Source organism: Haloterrigena sp. KLK7, assembly GCF_037914945.1.
Lineage (GTDB): Archaea > Halobacteriota > Halobacteria > Halobacteriales > Natrialbaceae > Haloterrigena > Haloterrigena salinisoli.
The window spans coordinates 1,625,274-1,648,903 of sequence record NZ_CP149787.1 but is presented as its reverse complement, the minus strand read 5'-3'; the positions used below and the strand labels follow the sequence as shown (position 1 = coordinate 1,648,903).

Below are 23,630 nucleotides of genomic sequence, written 5' to 3'. Positions count from 1 at the left end.
ATCCTCCGGTCTTCCGCAGGAGCTGTCATCGCGACGTTACCTCTCTCGCGTCTCGAGCGTCCCCGATGCGTTCCGGCTTCGATCTCCGGTCTCGCGGGCTCTCCCCGACGAAACCCCTCACTCCGTTCGAATCCGTCGCGGGACTGAGCCGGTCATCGGGAGTTCGTCGCAGTAGTGGACGACCGGCTCGTCGATCGGTTCCGGCAAGTCGTTGACTTCGAACATGGTGTTCTCGTGAATCGTCACCGTGGCGGGCTGGAGGGGCCACCGCTCGTGGGCGATTTCGCCCGTTAGCACCCGCCTGTCTTCGGCGGCGTAGAACCGCCGGCGTTCGACGAGCCAGTAGGCGAGCGTGTCCGGTTCGGGCCGGAAGACGTCGCCCTCGGGCCGATACGTCGCGTCGAAGCGAGCCGGCGGCGCGTCCCCGTCGAACCGCGGCCGCGCGCCGACCGCGGTCTGACTCCGCGTGCTCGAGAAGTCGACGTGCCCGTTGTCGGCGCTGACCCGCATGTGGGCGTGATAGACCGGGAGCCGCGTCGTCCGGCCGACGATCGCCGCGATCAGCGGGTTCCCGACGTCGATACTGAAGAAGAACAGGCCGGGGTCGCCGCGGTACCGGACGTACGTTCGGACGTTGAGTTCGGCGACGGCCGTTCTGGCGACCGTCGGCACACCGCGGAGTCCGACGTCCGTGAGCACGAACGGCAACACGCTGAGCCAGGCGTCGCCGTCTCGGGTCTCGAGCGTCAGTCGATCGGGGACGTGCGGACGGAGGGCGTCGGCGTCGACGGGCCAGTGGACGAACAACCCGTCGCGCCACGTCATCGAGGCGACGTGTGGTGCGGTCGGGATCGAGCCGTCGGCGAAGTTCCACCGAAAGGGATCAGTTCGCGATCGTGTTCGGCGTCGTGTCTGTCTATCGTTGTGATCCGTCATCCTCGAGATTCAGTCCTGCGGACTGTATCCCCGATACGGTAGACGGCTGCATAAAGGAGACAGATAGTTGCCAGTTTCGATTGATATCTCGAAATATGATACTCGGTCAGATCTCGGACTGGAACGCGACCGGTCAGTCGGCCGGTTCGATGTCGGGATCGGCGTCGGGGTCGTCCGACGACTCCGTGAACGTCACTTCGTCGCCGGACTCGCCGGAGCCGCCGTTCGACTGGGTATCGTCGATGAGTTGCACCATCGCATCGCTCCCCCGCAGGATCAGCAGTCCGAAGCCGATCCGGGTGGCGATGTCGAGATAGGCGCCCGCGAAGACGCCGCCGAAAGCGTCGAGAAGGCCGATTCCCTGTCGAGAGATGACGCCGATCACCAGGTAGGCGATCCAGAGCAGGATGAGCACGTTTCTGAGCTTGCCGTAGAGCAGCACTCGCTCGCCGGAGGTCCTCCCGGAGCGTTTCGTCACCGGCCAGATCATCACGTAGAGGAGGGCCGCGAGGACGACGACCGTGCCCAGGGTCGCGACGAGCACCGCCGTCCCCGTGAGGAAGTATCGGCCGAGGCTGACGCCGACCCAGCCGACCGTCAGGGCGACGAGCGCGGCCAACTGGCGTCGGGTCGCGCCCGCGACCTTCCCCGCGACCGCGACCATGATCGCCGTCGCGATGAAGTAATCGACGTATCGCGTCATCGGGAGTGGCTGACCGCTCGGGGTCGTCACTCGAAGCAGTTCGATCGACATCCCGAAGTACGCGAGCGAGAGCGTCCCGCAGACGATCGGCGCCGGCAGGTAGTACCGGCGGGTCCCCGCCGGCTTGCGGGCGACCCAGCCGAGAAACGCCAGCGTCGCGACCGCCGTCACGTAGAAGCCGAGCCGGTACATCCGGAGTTCGGAGATCATCGACTCTCACCTCCGGACTCGGCGGCCGCCGGCCGTGACTCGGGCGCGTTCGCCTCCGAGACGCTGAACTCGTCGACGGCGTCGGCCAGCTCCGTCGCCCGCTGGTCGAGCCGCGTCGCCTCGGCGGAGACGTCGGTGATCGTCGCCGTCGTCTCTTCCGCCGCCGCCGCGACCTGCTGGGCCTGCGAGGTCGTCTCGTTGGCGACGCTGGCGACCTCCTGAACGATCGTCGCGAGCTCCTCCGCGGACTCGGACTGCTCGTTCGTCGCCTGGTCGATCTGCGTGACGCCGCTCGCGACCTGCTCGATCTCCCGGGCGATCCGATCCAGGTTGTCCGCGAGCGAATCGACGCGCTCGGTGGCCGATCCGATCGTCTCCTCGGTCTCCTCGATCTGTGCCGCACTCTCGGTCGCACGCTGTTGTATCGATTCGATCATGGCTTCGACGTCGTCGACCGCCGCCTGCGTCTGCTCGGCCAGTTCCTTGACCTCGTCGGCGACGGCCTGGAACCCGCCGTCCTCGCTCGAGGCGCTCTGTGATCGGGCCGACTCGATCGCCGCGTTCAGTGCCAGCATGTTCGTCTGACCGGCGATCTCGTCGATAAGCTCGACGATCTCCTGAATCTGCTCGGCCTCGCGCTCGAGTTCGTGGATCGTCTCCGCGACGGTCTCCGTCTGGTCGCTGGCGACGTGCATCTCCGCGGTCGTCTCCTCGGCCGATTCCTGTCCGGTCGTCGCGAGTTCGTCGACCTGCGTCGACTGGTCGGCGATCGTACTCGTCGCCGCGGCGACCTCCTCGACGGTCGCCGACATCTCCTTGACTTCCGTCGTCGCCGTCTCCAGATCCTCGGCCTGCGCCGAGGAGCCGTCGGAGATCTCCTGGACCGACGCGCTGACCTCCTCGCTGGCCCGGCTGATCTCCTCGGAACTGGACTGGACCTCGGTACTCGTCCGCGCGACGTCCCGCGAGATCCGCTTGACCTGAGACACCGCCGACTCCAGGTCGGCGATCATCTCGTTGAACGACTCGGCGATCTCGACCATCGCCTCGTGGTCGGTCCGCGGCTCGAGCCGTCGCTGGAGGTCGCCGTCGGCGCAGTCGGCCATGACCTGGCCGAACCGCTCGGCTTCCGCCTCCAGTTCGCGGTTGCGCTGCTCGGTGCGGTGCTTGGCCTCGCGTGCGCGTTCGCGTTCGTCCTCCAGATCGGTCATCGTCACGCTGAGGTCGTCGCGCATCGAGTCGAAGGAGTCGTAGAGGATTCCGACCTCGTCGATCCGATCGGTCTCGAGGTCGACGTCGAGATCGCCGTCGCCCATCCGCTCGGCCTTGTCGGCGAGCCGGCGGAGCTGCAGGGAGAGGTTGCCGCCGAGAACGATGCCGACGAAGCCGAGGTTGATGACGACGATGAACGCCAGCGCCGCGATGCCGGCGGTTGCGGCGTTCTGGGCTCCGAAGACCTCGTCCGCGACGCCGTAGGTCGTGACCCGCATCGCCGACTCGCCGCCGCCGATCGTCGCCGTCGTCGCGGCGATTTCCCGTTCGCTTCCCGCCGGAGTCGCCGTCACGACGCCCGACGCGTCGGTGTCGACGGCCTCGAGAACGGCCGCGTCGTCGATCTCGGCGTCCCCGCTCAGCTCGCCGACGCCGACGACCCGTTCGCCGTCGGCGTCGGTGACGACCGTCCGGTAGCCGTCGCCGCTCTCGAGCGTCGACGCGAAGGCGCCGACGGGCGCCGAGAGGGCGACGTACCGATCCTCGCCCGGGACGGGAGCGACGAACGAGAGGACCTCGTCGTCGCTCGAGAGCGCCTCGTGGGTCGTCGTCGGTTCGTCGGTCGCGCCGTCGACGCCGGCGACGTCGAAGAAGTTCTCGCTCGTCGCCGCGTCGTCACTGCTCGCGAGTACCGTCCCGTTCCCGTCGAGGTAGTGGATTTCCGCGACGCGATCGCTGCGTTCGGCCTGCGCGTCGGCGAGTCGATCGCCGATCGCTCCGGGATCGCCGTCCCGGACGGTCGCGTCCGCCGCCAGTCCGGCCGTCGTCTCCGCGTTCGTCTCGAGCCACGTCGCCGCGACGTCGCTCCGGTCGTCGGTTCGGTCGCTGAAGTGCTGTTCCGCCGCCGGCCCGACCGCCCCGGAGACGTGGGCGAAAAAGAGCGCCGAGACGAGCAGCGTCACGAGAGCGATCGCGACGAAAATCAAACCGATCTTTACGCTATACGTTTCTCTGAGTCGATCAGGGATGGAATCCTCGAGTGCCATAGTGTACCGTGGACGTGTCGAGCAGCGTACTGCTGCGACGTGTCTCCGTAATGGTGCACATTCATCGTAATTGAATGTATCGACACGCTTGAACACTCAACTGAGGTTGGTGTTCCACGGGAGACCGCGATCAGTCGCTCGAACGGAGGAGAGCGCGTTTCAGCCCTCCCAGATGGTTCTCGTATCAGAGCGAAGAACGGCGCGGACGAGAAATGTCCAATTTCGAGAGTCTCCGACCGGGTTCGGCATCGATAACCGAACGGCTTCGGGCTCGCGGACTACCGCTCGGTCAGTGACGAACGGTCAAACCCGGAGGCACCGGTCGAACGATGCTCGAACGGGGCGGCTCAGTCGTCGATTTCGATCGCCGGGCGGCCGGGTTCGGCGTTCGCGAGCACGTCCGCGTCGGCTTCGTCGGCGTCGACGACGGTCACCGGCGCCTCGAACTCGCGTTCGATCAGCCAGGCCGCCGACTCGAGGGCCGCGTACTCCGCCTCGGGGGGAAGCGTCATCGACAGCGCCTCGCGTTCGGCCTGCAGGTCCTGGCCGTAGTCGGCCGCGGCGTCGCCCTGCTCGCGGATGTGGCTCTCCTGCATGAGTTCGCCGATCAGGTTGTCGGCGTCGCTCTCGATCGCGATCTCGAGGGCGTCGTACTTCCAGTCGGGGGCGACGACGACGTCGATCCGCTGGGGATCCTCGATGCCGGCGACGTCGACGATGTCGCGGATGTCCTCGCGGGTGTTCTCGACCAGGCGGCGTCGCTTAGTGACGTGGTCGCGGTCGACCTCGGCGGTCGGCCACTCCGCGTCGACGACGAGGCCGTCGTAGTCGAGTGCGTCCCACAGCTCCTCGGCGAGGTGGGGCGCGACCGGCGAGAGCAGGCGGACGACGGCCGACAGCCCGCGCTCGTAGGTCTCGGCGTGGGGCTCCGTGTAGTCGGCGTATTGCCGCAGCGTCCGCACCAGATCCTGCGTCTCGCGCAGCGCCTTGTTGAAGGTCAGCTCGTCGTACTCGTCGGTAGCGATGGCGATCGTCGCGTCGATCTCGGCCGCGACGTAGTCCGCGACGGCGTCGTCCTCGCCCGCGGGCTCGTCGGCAGCAAACTCCTCGACCATCCCCTTCAGTCGGGCGAGGAAGGCGTTGGTCGACCGGACGCCCTCCTCGCTCCAGTCGAAGTCGCGCTCGGGCTGGGCGGCCTGCATCATGAACAGCCGCGCGGTGTCGGCGCCGTACTCCTCGACGATCCGCTGGGGCGAGACGACGTTGCCCTTGGACTTGGACATCTTCTCGCCCTCGAGCTGGACCATCCCCTGGGCCAGCAGGTTCGTGAACGGCTCGCGGTGCTCGAGGCCCTCGTGGTCGGCCAGCACCTTCGTGAAAAAGCGCGAGTACAGCAGGTGCATCACGGCGTGCTCGATGCCGCCGACGTACTGGTCGACGGGCATCCAGTCGTTGGCCCGCTCTAAGTCGAACGGCGCGTCCTCGAGACCGGGCGAGACGTACCGCAGGAAGTACCACGAGGAGTCGACGAAGGTGTCCATCGTGTCCGTCTCCCGCTCGGCGTCGGCGCCGCAGTCGGGACACGTCGTCTGCTTCCACTCCTCGGCGGCGTCCAGCGGGTTGCCGGTGGTGTTGATGAACTCCGGCAGTTCGACCGGCAGGTCCTCCTCGGGGACCGTGACGGGACCGCACTCCTCGCAGTGGATCACCGGGATCGGCGTTCCCCAGTAGCGCTGTCGGGAAATTCCCCAGTCGCGAAGCTGGTACTGTTTCGCTTCCTCGGCGCTGTCGATGTCCTCGGTCAGTCGCTCTCGAGCCGTCTCGCTGTCGAGGCCCGAGTAGTCGCCGGAGTTGATCAACACACCGTCCTCGGTGTAGGCCGCCTCCTCGACGTCGGGCGCCTCGGGGTCCTCGCCCTCCTCGGGTTCGGGAGCGATGACGGGAACGATATCCAGGTCCTTCTTCTCCGCGAAGGCGTGGTCGCGCTCGTCGTGGCCGGGGACGGCCATCAGTGCGCCGGTCCCGACGTCCGAGAGCACGAAGTCGGCGACGTAGACCGGAATCTCCTCGCCGGTAACGGGGTTCGTGGCGGTCAGGCCCGTCTCGACGCCGTTCGGCTCGTCGCCGTCGGGATCGGCCTCCTCCTCGACGAAGCGACGGACGTCGTCGTTCTCTTCGGCCAGTTCCTCGCTGATCGGGTGGTCGGGCGCGAGCGCGAAGAACGTCGCGCCGTGGATAGTGTCGATGCGGGTCGTGAAGGCCGTGACGGGACCGTGCCCGTCCACGTCGAAGTCGACTTCCGAGCCGTACTGGCGGCCGATCCAGTTGCGCTGCATCTGCCGGACCGAGTTGGGCCACCCCTCGAGGTCGTCGATCGCCTCTAACAGCTCGTCGGCGTACTCGGTGATCTTCAGGAACCACTGCTCGAGTTCGCGCTGTTCGACCGGCGTGTCACAGCGCCAACAGAGTTCGGCCTCGCCCTCGACCTGCTCGTCGGCGAGGACGGTCTCGCAGTGGGGACACCAGTTGACCTCGGCGTCGCGGCGCTCGACCAGATCCTCCTCGAGGAACCGTTCGAAGAGCCACTGGTTCCACTGGTAGTACTCCGGCGTGCAGGTGGCGATCTCCCGCTCCCAGTCGTAGCCGAAGCCCATCGACTCCATCTGCTCGGTCATCGTCTCGATGCAGTCGAAGGTCCAGTCGCGCGGGTTGGTGTCGCGCTCCTTGGCCGCGTTCTCCGCGGGGAGCCCGAAGGCGTCCCAGCCCATCGGGTGGAGGACCTCGTCGCCCTGCATCCGGCGGAACCGAGCGTAGGCGTCCGTGATCGTGTAGTTCCGGACGTGGCCCATGTGGAGTTTGCCCGACGGATACGGATACATCCCCAGCACGTACGTCGGATCGTCGACGTCGTCGGGCGTCCGATAGGCGTCCGCCTCGTCCCACGCCTCTTGCCAGCGCCGTTCGACCGTTGCGTGGTCGTATCCCGCGTCACTCATTTGCTTATATAGCTATAGGCGGGGACGCCGCCCTATACCTTTCCATACCGTACCCCCGTCGACGCGATCGATCGCCGCCTCGAGTCGTCGCGAGCGGTCGGGTTCCGGTAGCCGAGAGGTTTTAGGTCCGTCTCACGCCATCTCGAGGCATGGTATCAGACCACACTATCTTCGTCACGGGTGCGAGCCGGGGACTGGGCCGCGAGATCGCCGCCGCGTTCGCCGAGGCGGGTGCGAACGTCGTCCTCGCGGCCAGAAGCGACGGCATCTACGAGACCGAAGAACTGATCGACGCTCCCGAGCGGACGCTAGCGGTCGAGACGGACGTGACTGATCCCGATTCGGTCGCCGACGCCGTCGACGAGACGATCGAGACCTTCGGCGGTCTGGACTGTCTCGTGAACAACGCCGGCATCGCCGGCCCCACCGCGCGGCTCGAGGAGACGACCGACGACGAGTGGCTCGAGACCCTGGACGTCAACGTCGTCGGCGTCGCTCGCGTCACGCGCGAGGCGGCTCCGCACCTCCGCGAGTCCGAGCGGGGGAGCGTCGTCAACATCTCCTCGATCGGCGGGAAACGACCCTACGCCAACCGGGGCCCGTACGCCGCCTCGAAGATGGGGCTGATCGGCGTGACTCGCGCGTTAGCCGCCGAGTTCGGCGACGACGACGTCACCGTCAACGCGATCTGTCCCGGGCCGGTCGAGGGCGAGCGGATCCGGGGCGTCTTCGAGCGACAGGCCGAGGAGGCGGGCGTCCCCGTGGAGGACGTCGAGGGCGAGGTCCTCGACAGTCTCATGATCGAGGAGCTGGTCCCGCCCGAGGAAGTCGCCGAGCTGGCCGTCCACCTCGCGTCCGAGGCGTCGCGCCACGTCACGGGCCAGGATATCAACGTCTCCTCGGGCGGAGCGTGGTACTAACGTTGGGGGACATCGACACCGCCCCTAGAGAACGGCGAGTATCGCGGCGAACACACCGAGACCGAAGAACACACCGCTGACCACTTTTCGCATGCGGACCTCCGAGCGCAACCGGTCCTCCTGGTTCTGGAGATCACCGGCCGCGACCGACAGCGGCGTCTCGTCCGATCCTCGGAGAACGTACCCGTCTGCCGTCTCGGTCAGATCGCCGTGGACGATCAGTTCGTCGCCGTCACGGACGACTGTGGCCTGATACTTGTCGGGCATGGCGGTCTTCCCACCGGCGCTGATCGAGACCTCCACATCGCTCACGATACCCCCTTCGTCCGCGAACCCGTGGCGCTCGAGGAACTTGTTGATCGGATCGAGTTCACCGAGATAGACGTCCGTTTCCGGCTCGTCGAGGAACAACTGCGACGCATCGAACGGGTCGTCCACCCGGGCCGAAAGCGTCGATGCGTCGACGCGAACGCGGTCCCAGCCGTGATCGACGGTGAACTCGCCGACCGCGAGTTCGCCGTCGACGGTTTGCCATCTCTTGTTCTCAGTACCCTCCTTCCGGCGGAGCCGCCACGCCCAGAGGGCGGCCGAGTCGGTCCCGTTCGACTCGGGACCGGTTCGCTCCGGCGACGCCGGTTCGACCACGGAGACCGGGCCGCTGATCGTCGCTTCGCCGCCCGGCTCGAGACGACCCTCGTCCGTCGATTCGAGTTCGTCGATCGTCGTCTGCCGATCGCGCCGCTCACGAGCGCTGGAGAGAGCCATCCAACCGAACAGCATGAACCCTGCTGCGACGGCGAGGACGAACAGCCTGACCATAACTGAGAAGTTATAGCAGAGAGACAATAATCGTTTGAAAATTCACGATGCGGTCCGACGCGATCGGTCGGCGATAGTCGCTATCGCTCGTCGCGCTCGCCGGATCACGGCTCGGTCGGCGAGTCTCGGGCGACCGATTCGCCGGCTGTCAGCGAGCGGCCACAGTACGGCGGGACTCGAGCGTCGTCGCGGCGCTACTCGATGTCGATCCGCTTCGAGTCGTCGGTTCCCGAGACCTGCGGGAGTCGGACGGTCAACACGCCGTCCTCGAAGCCGGCCGAGACGTTCTCCTCCTCGACCGGTTCGGGGAGGCGGATCCGACGGTTGGCCGACGTGTGCGTCCGTTCGCGACGGAGGTACCGTCCCTCGGCGTACTCCGACTCGTCCTCGCGGCTGGCCTCGAGGCGCAGGGTGCCCTCCGAGAGGGTCAGGTCGATGTCGTCGGTCTCGTAGCCGGGGAGGTCGGCCGTGACGAGGTACTCCTCGCCGGTGTCGACGACGTCGACCGGGACCGAGCCCGGGACCTGAAGGCCGCCGCTGCCCATCCCTTCCTCGACCTGTCGGCTGACGCGGTCGAGCAACTCCTCGATATCGTCGAACGGATTTCGTCGCATACGCACAGGTAGGGGCTCGAGCGAGATAAATTCTGCCCGCGACTCGAGGTCAAAAGATCGCTACTCGGAAAGCGTCACCAGTCCGTCGTCGAGCGCGTCGAACAACACCTCGCGCGCGTGTCCGTCCGGATCGACGTTCTCGTAGACCGCTTTCACCTCGCCGTCGGCGATGACGAAGGTCGTCCGCGCGGCGGTCCCGCCCCGGAGTTCGACGTCGAAGGCGTCGGCGATCTCGCCGTCCGGATCGGCCAGCAGGTCGAACTCGAGCCCCGCCGACTCGCAGAACGCTTCGTGGGAGTCGACGTCGTCGGTAGAGACGCCGTAGACGTCCACGCCGGCGTCCTCGTAGCTCTCGCGTTCGCGCTGGAACTGATTGGCCTCGACCGTGCAGCCGGGGGTGTCGTCCTTCGGGTAGAAGTAGAGGACCGTCGGCTCGTCGAACTCGAGGGAGACCTCGTCGCCGTCCTGATTCGGTGCGGTCACGGTCGGCGCGTCGTCGCCTTCGTCGAGCGTCATGGACGGGGGTACTGGAGGGACGCGGAAAACCGTTTGCAGTGCCGAGGCGCGGCGTCGCGCGAACCGCGACGGTCGACGGTCGCGGCCAGTCGCGTCGCGTTCAGGTGAAAGCCTCGCGCTGAAGAGTCAGCCGGCTGTCTCCCTTCGTGCTATGTCAGTCGGCGAACTCGGTCCGAACGACGTCGTAACGGCAGATCCGGACACCGAACTCGAAACGGTCGCACAGCGGCTCGCGTCGAACAACGTCGGCGCCGCGGTCGTCACCGAGGGCGAGGAGCCGGTCGGGATCGTCACCGACCGCGACATTGCCCTCGAGGTCGCCCAAAGCGACGACGTCGCCGCGACACCGGCCGAGGACGTGATGACGGCGGGGCTGACGACGCTCCGCGAGGACGCGGACGCGATCGAGGTCTCGCGAGCGATCAAGGAAGAGAGCGCGCGCCGCTTCCCGGTCGTCGACGAGAACGGCGCGCTCGCGGGAATCGTCACGCTCGACGACCTCGTCGCGACCATCGGCGAGCAACTGAACAACGTCGCCGACACGATCGAGTCCCAGTCGCCGGAGTACAGCCCGTAGTCACCCCTACTCCGTCGCCTCGAGCGGCTCGGCGGCGCCCACTCGATCGTGAACGGCGATGACCCGTTCGCCTCGTTCGGTGAGCGTGATCAGCGTTCGGTCCCGGTCGTACGCGACCGCGTCCCGAGCGGCTAACCGCGGGACGTGCGAGTGGTGCAACGAGAGACGGATCCGCTCGATTTCCCCGTCCGAGACGTCGGGCGCCGGTTTCCCTTTGCACGCTCGTGCCACCTCTTTCGCCGCGTCGGCCAGCGAGACGGGATCGTCGCGTCGATCGAGACACTCGAGCAGCGCGCGACGATAGGCGTGACTCAACAGTCGGAACGCGACGTCTTGCGAGATATTCTCATCCACCATTAGCTCGACTAGGCGATACGACCGGAAGAGCGCCGAACTTGCGCCGCGCAACGTTTTATGCGGATCGCGTACCGGACCAGACGGCGAGTTACGACGGCCCGGAGTCCCGCTCCGCGGTCAACGTCGAAAAGACGAGGTTCTCAGTGGCGCGCCGGAGGAGTTCGGAGATCGCCTGATGGGAGATGCCGAGGTCGTCCGCGAGTTCGTCGGTCGTCGTCTCCCGCGGAACGCGGTAGTAGCCGCGCTCCGCGGCGGTCACGAGCGCGTCCCGCTGCGCCGAGGTGAGGACCCGCACGCCGCGGTCCGGGCACGTCATTTCGGTCAGGCTCAACAGGCGAAAGGAGTGCCCGCGGTCCGCGAGCTGGTCGCGGAACGCGTCGAACTGCTCGCGGTCGGCGAAGCGGAGGTCGACTCGCCACTCCTCCGCCGCGAGCCGCGCCTCGAGCAGCGATCCCTCCTTGTCGAGGTACGAATCGATCCGCCGCTTCACGTCGTCGGTCCACTCGACGTGATAGAACGCCGCCTCGTCGAATCGCACGCTCTCGACGATCTCGTCGATCGACGGATCCGACCGGATCGCCGCCTCGACGCCGTCGGACTCCGCATCGGCGACCCAGAGACAGGGCATCACCCACTCGGTGCTGTGCGCGGCGATCCGTTCGGCCTCGACCTCGAGCCCGGAAACGGCGCTCGCGGCGTGGTCGAGGGCCAGCGCTTCCGGCGGGATGGAAATGGACGCGCGTAGCATACCGAACGCACGGTTTCCAGCGAGAAAAAGCCGCGAGGGGCGGTCGACTCGAGTCGAGAGCGCGAACCGGCTGACGCAGCCGGTGACCGTATTCCCAACACCTAACAGCGTTCTCTCGAGTAGACACGCCGTGAACTACACAGTCGTCCGCGTCTGGGGGATCCCGATCCGCGTGAACGTCTCGCTGTTCGTCTTCGTTCCGATTCTCGTGTGGCTCATCGGAAGCGGCGAACAGCTCGCCGCGTACGAGACCGTCATCAACGCCGCGACGCCGGCGACGGTCGACGCGGCGAGCCTCACCGACGCCGACCGCTGGCTCATCGGGGGCCTCGCGGCCGTCGGCCTGTTCGCGAGCGTCGCCGTCCACGAACTGGGCCACGCGTGGGCCGCCATGCGCTACGATATCGAGGTCGAGTCGATCACGCTCTGGATTCTGGGGGGACTGGCGAACCTCTCCGAGATGCCCAGGGAGTGGAACCGCGAGTTCTGGATCGCCGTCGCCGGACCCGCGGCGAGCCTCCTCGTCGGAGCCGCGTGCATCGGCGCGCTCTTCGTCGTTCCCGAGTCGGCGACGGTCGTCGTCTTCGCGATCGGGCTGCTCGGCGTCATGAACGTCTCGCTGGTGGCGTTCAACATGCTCCCCGCGTTCCCGATGGACGGCGGACGGGTGTTTCGGGCCGTGCTCGCGCGCAACCGCTCGTACGTCAGCGCCACTCGGACGGCCGCCCGCGCCGGAACGCTGTTCGCGATCCTGTTCATCTTTCTCGGCGTCGTCGTGACGTTCAGCCCGATCCTCGTGCTGGTCGCGCTCTTCATCTACGTCAGTGCGACCGGCGAGTCCCGCGCGGTCGTTCTCGACGACCTCCTCTCGGGGCTGACCGTGACGGACCTCCTCGCGTCGCGGGAGCCGGTTCCGGTCGGCGCGACCGTCGAAACCGTGTTCGCTCGCTTGCTCGCCGCTCGGCGAACTGATCTCCCCGTCGTCGACGAGACCGGTGCGATCGTCGGCGCGATCACCGCGACCGCGCTGCGCGACATCGGTCCGGCGGAGTACGAAACGACCGCCGTCGGCGACGTCGCGACGACCGATCTCCCGCGCATCGACGCCGAGACGAGCGCGTTCGATGCGCTCCAGACGTTGCAACGGAGCCGGGCCGACGTCGGGTTCGTCGTGCGCGACGGCGAGCCCGTCGGCCTGGTCTCGCGGGCCGACTTCGCCGCGGCGCTCGAGCTCCGGCGCGACGCGACGGCGTTCTAACGGATCGAGCGCCGTCCGGTAGCGAACGTCGGTATCGAAACGAACTCTCGACGGCGATCGATCACTCGACGACGTGTTCGGTGTCGTACGAGCCCAGCCGGCGGACCCAGCCGTTCTCGGCCAGTTCCTCTAACTCCTCGATCGCCTCCTTCGTCCGGGCCTCGTAGAGGCCGGCCTCGAAGTCGACGTGGAAGACGTAGTCGCCGAGCCGCTGCCCGCTGGGGCGCGACTCGACCCGCGTGAGGTTGATGTCGCGGTCGGCGAAGGGCTCGAGGAGTTCGAGCAGCAGACCGGGATAGTTCGCGTTGGGGTAGACGACGAGCGAGCTCTTGCCGCCGCCCTTCGAGCGCTCCTCGGCGGGCGCCAGCGCGAAGAAACGGGTCGCGTTCGAGTCCTGGTCCTGGATGTCCTCGGCGAGCACCTCGAGCGTGGGCTCGTCGTCGGCGTTGGCCGGATGCCCGATGCCCGCGACGGAGGGGTCCTCGCGGGCGAACTCGACGCCCTGGGCGGTGCTGGCGACCGCCTCGAGGGTAGCGTCGGGGTACTCGCGCTCGAGGTAGGTGCGACACTGGGCCAGCGCCTGAGAGTGACTGGCGATCGTGTCGAACTCCGGTCCCTGGGCGAGGAGGGCGTGGCGGATCGGGGTGACGATCTCGCGGACGACGGCGACGTCGTACTCCGCGAGCGCGTCGAGGCTCTCCGTGACGGAGCCCTCGATGCTGTTCTCGATCGGAATGACGCCGCGATCGTACTCGCCGCCGGCGACGGCGTCGACGATGGCCGTCACCGACTGTCGGAAGTCGATCTCGTCGCCGTCCGCGACCGCCGTCGCCGCCCGGTGCGAGTAGGTTCCTTCGGGACCCAGCGTAACTGCGACCATCGGCTGGTGATAGCGCGGACGGGATCAAAAGGCCTCGGGTCCGTCTCGAACGCTGTCGGTCGGTTCGCCGGGGATCGGTCGGCGACCGTCCCGTCGGAGCCCGATCAGGCCGGGACCGTGACGATGTCGTCCTCGTACTCGGCGATCGCGTTCAGCACCGCCTCGCGGTCCTCGGCGTCGACGTCGAACTCCTCGAGCGTCGCGTCGAGGTGCTCGACGATGACGTCGAAGTCGGGTTTCGTGATCCCGAGGTCGTCGTGTGCGGCCTCCATGTCCTCGCCCGAGTAGTCGACGGGACCGCCCGCGACCGCGCTGATGAACTGGGTCTGGTGGGCCCGCTGTTTCTGCATGTCGACGTCCTCGAAGTAGTGGGCGACTCGCTCGTCCTCGATCACGCGCTCGTAGAACTGATCGACGACTGCACCGATCGCGTCCTGTCCGCCGAGTCGTTCGTACAGAGTTTCGCTCATCCAGTCGGCCCTACTAATGGCGGCTCATTAAATCGTCTCTCGAATATGTTCGCGCGAAAATTCATGGTTAGTGGTCACAAATGACAATGGTGGCATCGCACGGACGCCGTCCGCCGACGGTCGTCCGACAAGCGTGCGCTTTTCATACCCCAGGCGCCGACTGCTTCCTATGAGAACGCGCGGGACGCTGCGACTGGCGACACGGGGTTCCACACTCGCCCGGCGACAGGCCTCGCTGGTGAAGGAGGCCCTGGAGGACCGGCGATACGAGGTGGAACTGGTCACCGTCGAGACGACGGGCGACCAGATCAGAGACGAACTCATCCATCGGTTGGGGAAGACGGGCGCGTTCGTCCGCGAACTCGACGAGCGCGTCCTCGAGGGCGATCTCGACGGCGCCGTCCACTCGATGAAGGACATGCCGACCGAACAGCCCCAGGACCTCGTCACGGCGGCGGTACCCGAACGCGGGCCGCCGGGGGACGTCCTCATCACGCCCGACGGGTCGACGCTCGAGGAACTCCCCGCGGGCGCGACCGTCGGCACCTCGAGTCTGCGCCGTCGCGCGCAGCTCCTCTCGGAGCGCGACGACCTCGAGGTCGAACCGCTGCGCGGGAACGTGGACACGCGCCTCGAGAAGTTGCTGGCGCCCGCGCTCCAGCGGGAACACCAGGAGCGCTCGGAGGCCGACAAAGAACGCAAGGGCAACACCGGGGACGAGGACTTCGAACCCGAGTACGATCGCACCGTCGACGAGTGGTTCGACGACCTGTCGGAACTCGAGCGACAGGCGCTGGGACGGGAGGTCGAGACCGAGTACGACGCGATCGTCCTCGCGCAGTCGGGGCTGGAGCGCAGCGGTCTCGCCCACTACGTCGACTATCAGGAACTCCCGACGGGGACGTTCGTTCCCGCGCCGGGCCAGGGGGCCCTCGCGGTGACCGCGCGCGACGGCGAGACGGCCCGCGACATCCAGTCGGCGATCGACTTCCCCCGGAGCCGCGTCGAGACGACCGTCGAGCGAACGATCCTCGCCGAACTCGGCGGCGGCTGTATCGCGCCGGTCGGCATCTACGCGGTCGTCCAAGGCGAGTACGTCCACGCGACCGTCAGCGTCTTCGACCGCGACGGCGAGGAGTCGGTGGAGGGGAGCCGCGACCTGCCGGTCGAGACCCACGCCGAGGCCGCCCGCGAGTTCGCCCGCGATCTCGCGGACCGCGGCGCGGCCGACCTGATCGAGGCCGCCCGCGAGGACGCCGAGAGCGACGAGGGCGAGAGCGTCGCCGAGGAAGATAAGCCCGAGGGGAAATAGCTAGCCGATACCGAATGTCAGGCACAACTATCGACGCCGAACCGGGTACCGTCTACCTCGTCGGTAGCGGCCCCGGCGATCCCGATCTGTTGACCGTCAAGGCCAAACGACTGCTCGAGGAGAGCGACGTCGTCCTCCACGACAAACTGCCGGGTCCAGAGATCATCGATCTCCTGCCCGAGGACCGCCGCGAGGACGTCGGGAAGCGCGCCGGCGGCGAGCGCACGCCCCAGTCGGAGATCAACGAGCGACTGGTCGAACTCGCCCGCGAGGGCAAGGCCGTCGTCCGCCTGAAGGGCGGCGACTCGTTCGTCTTCGGCCGCGGCGGCGAGGAGGCCGAGTACCTCGCGGCCCACGACGTGCCGTTCGAGGTCGTCCCCGCGGTCACGTCGGCCATCGCCGCGCCCGCGGTCGCCGGCATCCCGGTCACGCACCGCGATCACGCCTCCTCGGTCTCCTTCGTCACGGGCCACGAGGACCCCACGAAGGAGGAGTCGGCGGTCGACTGGGAGGCCCTCGCGGCGACCGGCGGCACCATCGTCGTCCTGATGGGCGTCGGCCGCCTGCCGGACTACACGAAGGCGCTGCTCAGGGCCGGGATGGACCCTGAGACGCCCGTCGCGCTGGTCGAACGCGGCACCTGGCCCGACCAGCAGGTCGCGACGGGTACCCTCGAAACCATCGTCGACGCCCGCGACGAGGTCGGGATCGAGCCGCCGGCCGTAACGGTGATCGGCGACGTCGCCGGTACCCGCGCGTCGGTCGTCGACTTCCTACAGAACGACTACGGCGCGGTCGACGCCGACGAGGCGAACGGAGGCGACCGATGAGCGAACCAGAGACGCCCGACGCGACCGACACGCCCACCGTCGCCGTCTTCCGCCCCGACGACGAGCGACTCGAGACGGCCGCGACGCTGCTCACCGACCTCGGCGCCGACCCGGTCCCGGACCCGATGCTCGCCGTCGAGGCGACCGGCGCGACCCCGCGGACCGACGCCGACTACGTCGTCTTCACGAGCAAGACCGGCGCGGAACTCGTCTCCGAGGCGGGCTGGGAGCCCGGCGACCAGACCGTCTGTTCGATCGGCCCCGCGACGGCCGACGCGCTCCGCGAGGAGGGGTACGCGGTCGATCTCGTCCCCGAGGAGTTCACCTCGAGCGGCCTCGTCGCCGCGTTAGCGGACCGCGTCGCGGGCGCCCGCGTCGAGGTCGCCCGCAGCGACCACGGCAGCGCGGTCCTGCTGGACGGCCTCGAGGACGCGGGCGCGTACGTCCACGAGACGACGCTCTATCGGCTGGTCCGTCCCGAGGGGAGCGGCGAGTCGGCCGCGCTGGCCGCCGACGGCGAACTCGACGCCGCCTGCTTCACCTCGTCGCTGACCGTCGATCACTTCCTCGAGGCCGCCGCCGAACGCGGGGTCCGAGACGCGGCGCTCGAGGGGCTCGCCGACGCCACCGTCGGCGTCATCGGCGAGCCGACGGCCGAGACCGCCGCCGAGCGGGGGATCGACGTCGACATCGTGCCCGACGAGGCCACGTTCGACGCGCTCGCGCGGGAGACGGTCGCGGCCGTTCGCCGCGGTCGGGAGTAGCCCCCGCGACCCGATTCCGTCCGGACATTTCGAGCGCGAGAAAACCCGTGCAGGGGCGTCGCAACCCGCGTTAGCAAGGGTAACCCCTACTCGCACTTGGCCCGATTGTTCTCCTACTGTGTCAGTACAAACGTCCCTCGGAAAGCGACTCGACCCGCCGGATTCGGTCGGCGTGCGCCTCGCGTTTTTCGTCCTCTGGGGGATCGACGCGACTGCTGCGACCCTGTTCTTTCTCGTCCCCTACGCGAGCGAGCTCAACCCCGTTACCGTCTTCTTCTACCAGCTGGTCGGACTGCCCGGCGTCGTGCTCGCTGCCGCCTGTTACGCCGCGATCGTGATGCTGATCGGTCACTTCCTCTCGGATCCGATGGACGTTCGGTTCGTCGCGATCGTGGTCGGCCTGTACGTCCTGTTCGCAGCGAACAACGTGCTCCTCCTCGCGTTTCGCGAACCGCTGCCGGAGCTCCTCGGGCTGTGGTGACGCCGGCGCTGACGCCGGCCGCCACCGATGACCGATGACCGGACGTTTATGCCGGATGCCGCCTCATCTTCGATCGATGCACCGATGACCGGTCCGGTTCCCGACCTCGCCGATCGCGCGGCCGCCTGCGCCGACCGCCTCCTCGATGCCGATCGCGTCCTGTTGGCCTCGCACATCGACGCCGACGGACTGACCAGCGCCGCGATCGCCGCGCGGGCCCTCGAGCGAGCGGCGATCCCCTTCGAGACGGTCTTCGAGAAGCAACTCGACGAGGCGGCGATCGCCTCGATCGCGGAGACCGACTACGACACCGTTCTCTTCACCGACTTCGGGAGCGGCCAGCTCGATATCATCGGCGAGCACGAGGACGCGGGCGCCTTTACGCCCGTCATCGCCGACCACCACCAGCCCGCCGACCGCGATACCGAGTTCCACCTGAATCCCCTGCTGTTCGGGATCGACGGCGCCTCCGAACTGTCCGGCGCCGGCGCGAGCTACGTCCTCGCGCGGGCGCTCGCGGACACCGCGGATCGGTCGGCGGAACTGCGTTCCGATGGGGGGATGGTCACCGCCTCGGGCGCGACCGACGTCCGCGCCGACAACCGCGATCTGGCCGCCCTCGCGGTCGTCGGGGCCGTCGGCGACATGCAGGCCTCCGGCGGCGAACTCCACGGCGCCAACGAGAAGATCGTCGCGGAGGGCGTCGAGGCGGGCGTCCTCGAGACCGGCAAGGACCTGGCGCTCTACGGGAAACAGACCCGGCCCCTGCCGAAGCTGCTCGAGTACGCCACCGACGTCCACATCCCCGGGATCTCGAACGACGAGAACGGTGCGCTTCGGTTCCTCGACGGCCTCGACCTCGAGTTGAAACGCGACGGCGAGTGGCGCCGCTGGTCGGGGCTGACCAACGACGAGAAGCAGACCGTCGCCAGCGCGCTCGTCAAGCGGGCCGTCTCGACGGGCGTCCCCGCGACGAAGATCGACCAGCTCGTGAGTACGGCGTACGTCCTCCCCGAAGAGCCGGTCGGCACGGAGCTCCGGGACGCCAGCGAGTTCTCGACGCTGCTGAACGCGACCGCCCGCTACGAGCGCGCCGACGTCGGTCTCGGAGTCTGTCTCGGGGACCGCGACGGAGCGCTCGAGCGCGCCCGGAAACTGCTGCGCAACCACCGGCGCAACCTCTCGGAGGGGATCGACCTCGTCACGCGCGAGGGCGTCACCCACGAGGACCATCTCCAGTGGTTCCACGCGGGCGACGAGATCCGCGAGACCATCGTCGGCATCGTCGCCGGCATGGCGATGGGCAACGAGGGGATCAGCCGCTCGAAGCCGATCGTCGCCTTTGCAGACAAAAACGAGGAGGAAGTGAAGGTCTCGTCCCGCGGGACCCACAACCTCGTCCGGCAGGGGCTGGACCTCTCGACCGTCATGGGCGACGCCTCGCGGGCCGTCGGCGGCGACGGCGGCGGGCACGACGTCGCGGCCGGAGCGACGGTACCCCGCGGCGAGGAGGACGCGTTCATCGAGCGAGCCGACGAAATCGTCGGCGATCAACTCTCCTGACGAGCGGATACGGCGACTCGAGTCCGCGGGATCCGACCTCGAGTCGGTAGCGTTCGAACTCAGGTCGACCGGTCCATCGAGGCCGGGACCGTCGGCACCAGCGGCGCGCGCGAGGTCAGCATGTACGACACCTTCCGCACCGCGCCCTTGGCGTACTGAACCGAGCTCTCGTGAATCGGCGTCCGCTTGCCGCGGATCTGGGTCCGGCCCTCGAGGATGGCCGCGACGAGTTCGTCGCCGTCGATGTCGGCCCTGGTCGGGGAATCGGCGTCGGGGGACACGAGGATCTCGGTGTAGGCTTTGCCGACGTTAGGGAGGTAATGGGCGTCGCTGGCGCCGATCTGGGGATAGCCGCAGCGACGGGCGAAGGCCCGCGCCCGGCGGTTGCGGTAGCCGGTAAAGACCATCGAGTTGTAGGTCTCGATCGCGTCGGCGTCCTCGATGCGACGTTTGCGGACGCCGTGGCGGCTGCGCTGGAACGGATGGGGGACGATCGCGACGCCGCCGAGGGCGCGGACGTCCTCGACGGTCTCCGTGAACGGCTGACCGGGGTCGGGCCGTTCCTCGACTCCGATGGCCAGCAGGTGGCCGTGGCGCGTCGAGACCTCGACGCCGGGGATGCCGATCAGGCCGTACTCCGGCGCGAGTTCGGCCGCGCGAAGCGACTCGCTGATCTCGTCGTGGTCAGTGATAACGACCCCGTCGAGTCCGATGTCGGCCGCCTGCTCGAGGATGAGTTCGATCGGTTCGTGCCCGTCGTAGGAATCGTCCGAGTGGACGTGAAAGTCGATCGCGAACGGAATCTGAGTCGTCATAGCGGGATCAGGGCAGCGGGGAACGCTACGCCCAGTACTGTGCTGGTCCGCATAAACGCTGTGTTGCCGATCGGCCGTCGAGCGGCATAGGAATTCAATATAGCAATATCGAATTTATGGCAGCGGGAAACGGGCCGTGACGAGCCGATCGACGACTCGAGAGCGATGTGAATCCGCGACGAAACACGCGTCGAAACGTCCGAGCCAGAGAATCGAGTAGCGGAGGGGAACCCGGCGTCGATCGGTAGCCGACGCCGAGCTGGCCGTAGACGGCGGTGCCGATCTCGAGGTCGTCGGCCGCGCGGATGACGTCGAGGGCATCGATGGGGGCTGCGTGAGGAGCGCGTTCGGCCGGAAACTCGTCGGTTCGACGAACGTCGTTCCAGGACCGAGAGCCCACGCGCCACTGACCCGGAGCAACCGATTGACGCTCGTCCGACGACCCAATGAGAGCATTGGCCAGATATATTAAGTAGTCGACACCTTCATCCGCGCCGCGAGCGCCGACGTGACCGCATCGTCGCCGGAATCGCCTCGAAGTCGGGATTGTCGACGTGGATGACGAGGGGACACCGGTGACGGGGCGGCTACGCTCGAGCAGTTCGCGGTGATTCGTCGGCCGATCCCTTCGTTCGCATCGATCGGGAAAACGGCTCCTCCCGCGTCCCGTGCCGAATCGGGAGGAAGCAGCGTCGAGAGCGCTCGAGCCGGCAGTCCGGAGCAACGATCCGTTACCGGGAGGCAGAGAGAGTAAATCCTATTTCGGTATACGAAATCTCCCCGCAGTCGGTTCGACCTCCGAGAATTAGGCAACCCTAAAATTCGATGGACTTATGTTAGTTTAGGTAGGCCTAAAGAACGAGCGGCGGTCCCCGCTACCGCGAATCGGTGCCAGGAGACGATCCGTCCCCGCATCGGGGACATGGCGCCGCGTGACCGCCAAACTGCTCCCACGGAGTGACTGGACCCATGGTCGGAACGACACTCAGAGAGATTCGCCACGAGATCGAACGGCTGGCCGACGACGACGGCGACTACTACGTCGTCTGTGCCCGCTCCGGCGAGCGGCCCGTCCCCGTCGCCGGCCAGCGGTTCGCGACCCGTACGGCCGCGGCCGACGCGGCTCGAGCGACCGAACAGTACCGGGCCGCGCTCAGACGGTACGATCCGCAGTTGCCCTACTACGATCCGATCGTCCGTCAGAACCAGCCGCTACACGTCGGCGACGGCCCCGATAGAACCGACGAGGACACCGCTCCCGCCCCCCAGCGGGCCGTCGACGACGACGAGACCGACGATCCGCTGATCAGCTTCTGCCACGACGTCTCCGGCGCCGTGTTCGAGGTCCTCTCGGGAAGCGCTCACGAGGCGGCCGAGACGGCGATCATGGAGACCTATCTGGCCGCGGCCGAGGCGACGACCGATCGGAACACGCTCTGTCTCGTGCTGCTCGAGGCGATGGCGGCGGAACTCGAGCGACACCTGACCGTCGACGAGCGGACGCGACTGTTGCGGGCCGCGGCGGAGAACCTCTCGCCGGTCGCGTCGACGGCCGATCCGGTCGAGGCGAGTCTAGCGTACCTGGACTCGCTGTCGCTGGTGCGCTCGTACGACGTCACGCGCGAGCCGCGAACGGGAACCGACGCCTGGACCGTCTCCCTGCGCGGGTACGCGATCGACTGCGACGGCCGACGGTTTCCGACCCTGCCGATCGGGATCGACATCCTGCGCCGGACGTCCGAGACGACCGCGGCGCTGGGGGTGACCGACGTGACCGCGCTGGGCGAAGGCGACTGGGAACTCGTCGTGACCAGTGACATCGAGACGGCCGGCGGCCTCGTCTGTCTCAGGGAGGAGGAACCGTGACGGACTCGACGGACGTCCACCGAGCCGTGGCGTGTCTCGAGGACGAGCGGGCGGACGTCGCCGACCGAGCGTCGGCGCTCGAGACCTTCGCGCGCGACGTTCGAGACGTGCCGACGGCGTCCGGACCCGCGCGGGCGACCGGGACGACACCGACGACGCCGAAGGCGATGGCGACGGCGGTCGGATCGGCGGCCGCCACTCCGCAGCCGTCCGAGAATCGCTGTGCGACCGTCAGGGAGGCGTTCGCCGATACCGTCGAACCGCACACGATCGCCGCCGAGGACGACTCGCTCGTCGAGGCGATGGCGACCGAACTCTCCGAGGAGATCGCGGTCTCGCTGGCCGCCGAAACCGACTGGACGCCGGCGCTCAAGCGGGCCGTCCTCGAGGAAGTCGAGACCCAGCGCCGGAAGACGGTGCTGCTCGAGGAGACGCTCCAGCGCGAGCGACGGACGCTCGAGGAGGCGATCGACGAGATCGACGAGATCGTCGCGTGGCTGCGGGCGACGGCCGACGAATCGCTGCTCCAGTTCGGGTTCGACGAACTCCACGAGAAACACGATCGTCTCGAGGAACACCGAGAGCGACTCGAGGCGCTGATCGACGAGCGGCAGGCGCAGTTCGCCGGGGAGACGAACCCTCGCGGGACCGACGGCTACCGGGAACTCGTCGCGGCGATCTACGCGGACCTCTCCGTCGAGTACCCGCTCCTATCGACCGCGACGCGGCTGTACGGAATCTGCGGCGACTGTCAGCGGACGGTTCGGGCGCATCTGACACGGCGTGTCTGATCGCCCGTCCACCGACGGAGGCTACGGCGACGACCGCGAGAGGCCGTCGGGGACGAGGTCCGGGAGCGAGACGCTCTCGAGGACGTCCCGAACCTCGAGCGGATCGTCGGTCGTCGAGACGGTCTCGTGGATCCGTTCCATACAGGCGAGGGTGCCTTTGACGGCGGCCCGACGAGTCGAGACGCGACCGATCACTTCGGTGATCGTCTGATCGGTGAGAAAGTACCGATATCGAAGCTCCCAGCACCGGCAGAGGCCGAGCCCCGGATGCGAGCGATCGGCGGCCGTTCGGTCCGCGATGAGTTCGAGCGGCGGCTGGCTGTGACGGTACTCGAACCGGGCGTCACAGCAGTCGATGGGGCCCCATCCCGGTGGTAACGCCTCGCGTGGGATAGGGGGCTGATCGGGGGGCATGTCCCTCTCTGAGGAGAGATACGGGAGTGTTGGTTCCGCTTGCGTACGCATCGTTCGTATATCACACCCGCTACCGGGTCAGTGCCTTGTCATTCTCTCGGCGGGTGACAGCTGCGAGCCGACAGCGGCCGACCGATCGTCCGACTTTTGTCTCCGCTCGCTCTCTCTCCGGGTATGGCCGACTTCGACCCCGAGAAATTCGAAGACAAGTACGCCAACTACTTCCCGGAACTCCAGCAGGCGTACAAGAACGCGTTCAATCGGATGAACGATCAGTACGACTCCGAACTGGTCCACGCGATCGACCAGCAGGTGTTAAACGAGAGCGAGCCCTTCTACGAGGGCGACGGCGAGTTCCGCGTCGAACTCCCCGAGGACCCCTACGATCGACTCACGGGCGTGCTCGTCGAACGGGACCGCTTCGAGGAGATCCTCGAGCGCCACGTCGACGAGATCGAGACCGAACTGCAGCGGGTCTTCGGATTCGCCTGAGCCGGACCAGACGACTCGAGCACCGCGATTCGGACGTCGC

General features: G+C 67.6%; 24 protein-coding genes. 11 read left to right on the top strand and 13 right to left on the bottom strand.

What is annotated here, in order from left to right:
* Window positions 1-117 precede the first annotated feature (117 nt).
* The 4 genes from WD430_RS08105 to leuS all read right to left on the bottom strand — a co-directional run bounded on the left by WD430_RS08105 (window position 118) and on the right by leuS (window position 7,103).
* Complete coding sequence (locus WD430_RS08105) at window positions 118-936, bottom strand: DUF2071 domain-containing protein (protein ID WP_339105517.1); 819 nt, start codon at window positions 934-936, stop codon at window positions 118-120.
* A gap of 133 nt (window positions 937-1,069) precedes the next feature.
* Window positions 1,070-1,849 (bottom strand): bacteriorhodopsin, encoded by a 780-nt coding sequence (locus tag WD430_RS08100; protein ID WP_339105516.1) that lies wholly within the window; start codon window positions 1,847-1,849, stop codon window positions 1,070-1,072.
* Window positions 1,846-4,023: a methyl-accepting chemotaxis protein gene (locus WD430_RS08095; RefSeq protein WP_339105515.1), complete on the bottom strand. Its 2,178-nt coding sequence runs from the start codon at window positions 4,021-4,023 to the stop codon at window positions 1,846-1,848. The genes WD430_RS08100 and WD430_RS08095 overlap by 4 nt, the downstream gene beginning before the upstream one ends.
* Before the next feature lie 431 nt (window positions 4,024-4,454).
* Window positions 4,455-7,103: a leucine--tRNA ligase gene (leuS, locus tag WD430_RS08090; protein WP_339105514.1), complete on the bottom strand. Its 2,649-nt coding sequence runs from the start codon at window positions 7,101-7,103 to the stop codon at window positions 4,455-4,457.
* A gap of 149 nt (window positions 7,104-7,252) precedes the next feature.
* Here leuS and WD430_RS08085 point away from each other — a divergent pair, with 149 nt between their 5' ends.
* The gene (locus WD430_RS08085; protein WP_339105512.1) at window positions 7,253-8,023 is read left to right on the top strand and encodes an SDR family oxidoreductase; all 771 of its coding nucleotides are present in this window, start codon (window positions 7,253-7,255) and stop codon (window positions 8,021-8,023) included.
* A gap of 24 nt (window positions 8,024-8,047) precedes the next feature.
* On the opposite strand, the gene WD430_RS08080 is transcribed toward WD430_RS08085, so the two are convergent.
* The 3 genes from WD430_RS08080 to WD430_RS08070 all read right to left on the bottom strand — a co-directional run bounded on the left by WD430_RS08080 (window position 8,048) and on the right by WD430_RS08070 (window position 9,972).
* On the bottom strand, window positions 8,048-8,842 hold the full coding sequence (locus tag WD430_RS08080) for a hypothetical protein (RefSeq protein ID WP_339105511.1): 795 nt from the start codon (window positions 8,840-8,842) through the stop codon (window positions 8,048-8,050).
* 194 nt (window positions 8,843-9,036) lie between these two features.
* The gene (locus WD430_RS08075) at window positions 9,037-9,456 is read right to left on the bottom strand and encodes an Hsp20/alpha crystallin family protein (RefSeq protein WP_339105510.1); all 420 of its coding nucleotides are present in this window, start codon (window positions 9,454-9,456) and stop codon (window positions 9,037-9,039) included.
* A gap of 60 nt (window positions 9,457-9,516) precedes the next feature.
* Window positions 9,517-9,972, bottom strand: coding sequence for a peroxiredoxin (locus WD430_RS08070; RefSeq protein WP_339105509.1), 456 nt, complete (start codon window positions 9,970-9,972; stop codon window positions 9,517-9,519).
* 151 nt (window positions 9,973-10,123) lie between these two features.
* Here WD430_RS08070 and WD430_RS08065 point away from each other — a divergent pair, with 151 nt between their 5' ends.
* Window positions 10,124-10,549 carry a CBS domain-containing protein gene (locus WD430_RS08065; protein ID WP_339105507.1) on the top strand — a complete coding sequence of 142 codons (426 nt, stop codon included), beginning with the start codon at window positions 10,124-10,126 and terminating at the stop codon, window positions 10,547-10,549.
* A gap of 6 nt (window positions 10,550-10,555) precedes the next feature.
* On the opposite strand, the gene WD430_RS08060 is transcribed toward WD430_RS08065, so the two are convergent.
* Window positions 10,556-10,906 (bottom strand): hypothetical protein, encoded by a 351-nt coding sequence (locus WD430_RS08060; RefSeq protein ID WP_339105506.1) that lies wholly within the window; start codon window positions 10,904-10,906, stop codon window positions 10,556-10,558.
* 88 nt (window positions 10,907-10,994) lie between these two features.
* Window positions 10,995-11,654 carry a helix-turn-helix domain-containing protein gene (locus tag WD430_RS08055; RefSeq protein ID WP_339105505.1) on the bottom strand — a complete coding sequence of 220 codons (660 nt, stop codon included), beginning with the start codon at window positions 11,652-11,654 and terminating at the stop codon, window positions 10,995-10,997.
* Window positions 11,655-11,784: 130 nt separating this feature from the next.
* Between WD430_RS08055 and WD430_RS08050 the strand changes: the two genes are divergently transcribed.
* Window positions 11,785-12,912 (top strand): site-2 protease family protein, encoded by a 1,128-nt coding sequence (locus WD430_RS08050; RefSeq protein WP_339105504.1) that lies wholly within the window; start codon window positions 11,785-11,787, stop codon window positions 12,910-12,912.
* Between the two features lie 61 nt (window positions 12,913-12,973).
* Here WD430_RS08050 and pheA read toward each other — a convergent pair whose 3' ends face one another.
* Window positions 12,974-13,792, bottom strand: coding sequence for a prephenate dehydratase (pheA, locus tag WD430_RS08045; RefSeq protein ID WP_339105503.1), 819 nt, complete (start codon window positions 13,790-13,792; stop codon window positions 12,974-12,976).
* 104 nt (window positions 13,793-13,896) lie between these two features.
* Complete coding sequence (locus WD430_RS08040; RefSeq protein WP_339105502.1) at window positions 13,897-14,262, bottom strand: group 1 truncated hemoglobin; 366 nt, start codon at window positions 14,260-14,262, stop codon at window positions 13,897-13,899.
* Between the two features lie 169 nt (window positions 14,263-14,431).
* On the opposite strand from WD430_RS08040, the gene hemC reads away from it, so the two are divergent.
* The 5 genes from hemC (at window position 14,432) to WD430_RS08015 (ending at window position 19,212) form a co-directional block, all read left to right on the top strand.
* Window positions 14,432-15,574: a hydroxymethylbilane synthase gene (gene hemC, locus WD430_RS08035; RefSeq protein WP_339105501.1), complete on the top strand. Its 1,143-nt coding sequence runs from the start codon at window positions 14,432-14,434 to the stop codon at window positions 15,572-15,574.
* 14 nt (window positions 15,575-15,588) lie between these two features.
* Window positions 15,589-16,404: a uroporphyrinogen-III C-methyltransferase gene (gene cobA, locus WD430_RS08030; RefSeq protein WP_339105500.1), complete on the top strand. Its 816-nt coding sequence runs from the start codon at window positions 15,589-15,591 to the stop codon at window positions 16,402-16,404.
* Entirely contained in the window at window positions 16,401-17,168 is a 768-nt protein-coding gene (locus WD430_RS08025; protein WP_339105499.1) for a uroporphyrinogen-III synthase, read from the top strand. The genes cobA and WD430_RS08025 overlap by 4 nt, the downstream gene beginning before the upstream one ends.
* Before the next feature lie 118 nt (window positions 17,169-17,286).
* Window positions 17,287-17,649: a hypothetical protein gene (locus tag WD430_RS08020; protein WP_339105498.1), complete on the top strand. Its 363-nt coding sequence runs from the start codon at window positions 17,287-17,289 to the stop codon at window positions 17,647-17,649.
* Window positions 17,650-17,733: 84 nt separating this feature from the next.
* Window positions 17,734-19,212 carry a DHH family phosphoesterase gene (locus WD430_RS08015; RefSeq protein WP_339105497.1) on the top strand — a complete coding sequence of 493 codons (1,479 nt, stop codon included), beginning with the start codon at window positions 17,734-17,736 and terminating at the stop codon, window positions 19,210-19,212.
* A 59-nt stretch (window positions 19,213-19,271) separates the two neighbouring features.
* Here the strand turns inward: WD430_RS08015 and WD430_RS08010 are convergent, their stop codons facing one another.
* Window positions 19,272-20,027, bottom strand: coding sequence for a CehA/McbA family metallohydrolase (locus WD430_RS08010; RefSeq protein ID WP_339105496.1), 756 nt, complete (start codon window positions 20,025-20,027; stop codon window positions 19,272-19,274).
* Between the two features lie 969 nt (window positions 20,028-20,996).
* On the opposite strand from WD430_RS08010, the gene WD430_RS08005 reads away from it, so the two are divergent.
* Window positions 20,997-21,893: a hypothetical protein gene (locus WD430_RS08005; protein ID WP_339105495.1), complete on the top strand. Its 897-nt coding sequence runs from the start codon at window positions 20,997-20,999 to the stop codon at window positions 21,891-21,893.
* Window positions 21,890-22,684, top strand: a complete 795-nt coding sequence (locus WD430_RS08000; RefSeq protein ID WP_339105494.1) for a hypothetical protein — start codon at window positions 21,890-21,892, stop codon at window positions 22,682-22,684. Before WD430_RS08005 ends, WD430_RS08000 begins: the two co-directional genes overlap by 4 nt.
* A 21-nt stretch (window positions 22,685-22,705) precedes the next feature.
* Here the strand turns inward: WD430_RS08000 and WD430_RS07995 are convergent, their stop codons facing one another.
* On the bottom strand, window positions 22,706-23,098 hold the full coding sequence (locus tag WD430_RS07995; protein WP_339105493.1) for a hypothetical protein: 393 nt from the start codon (window positions 23,096-23,098) through the stop codon (window positions 22,706-22,708).
* A 174-nt stretch (window positions 23,099-23,272) separates the two neighbouring features.
* Between WD430_RS07995 and WD430_RS07990 the strand changes: the two genes are divergently transcribed.
* A complete protein-coding gene (locus WD430_RS07990; protein ID WP_339105492.1) occupies window positions 23,273-23,590 on the top strand; it encodes a DUF5783 family protein in 318 nt (105 codons plus the stop codon).
* The last annotated feature ends 40 nt before the right edge of the window (window positions 23,591-23,630 follow it).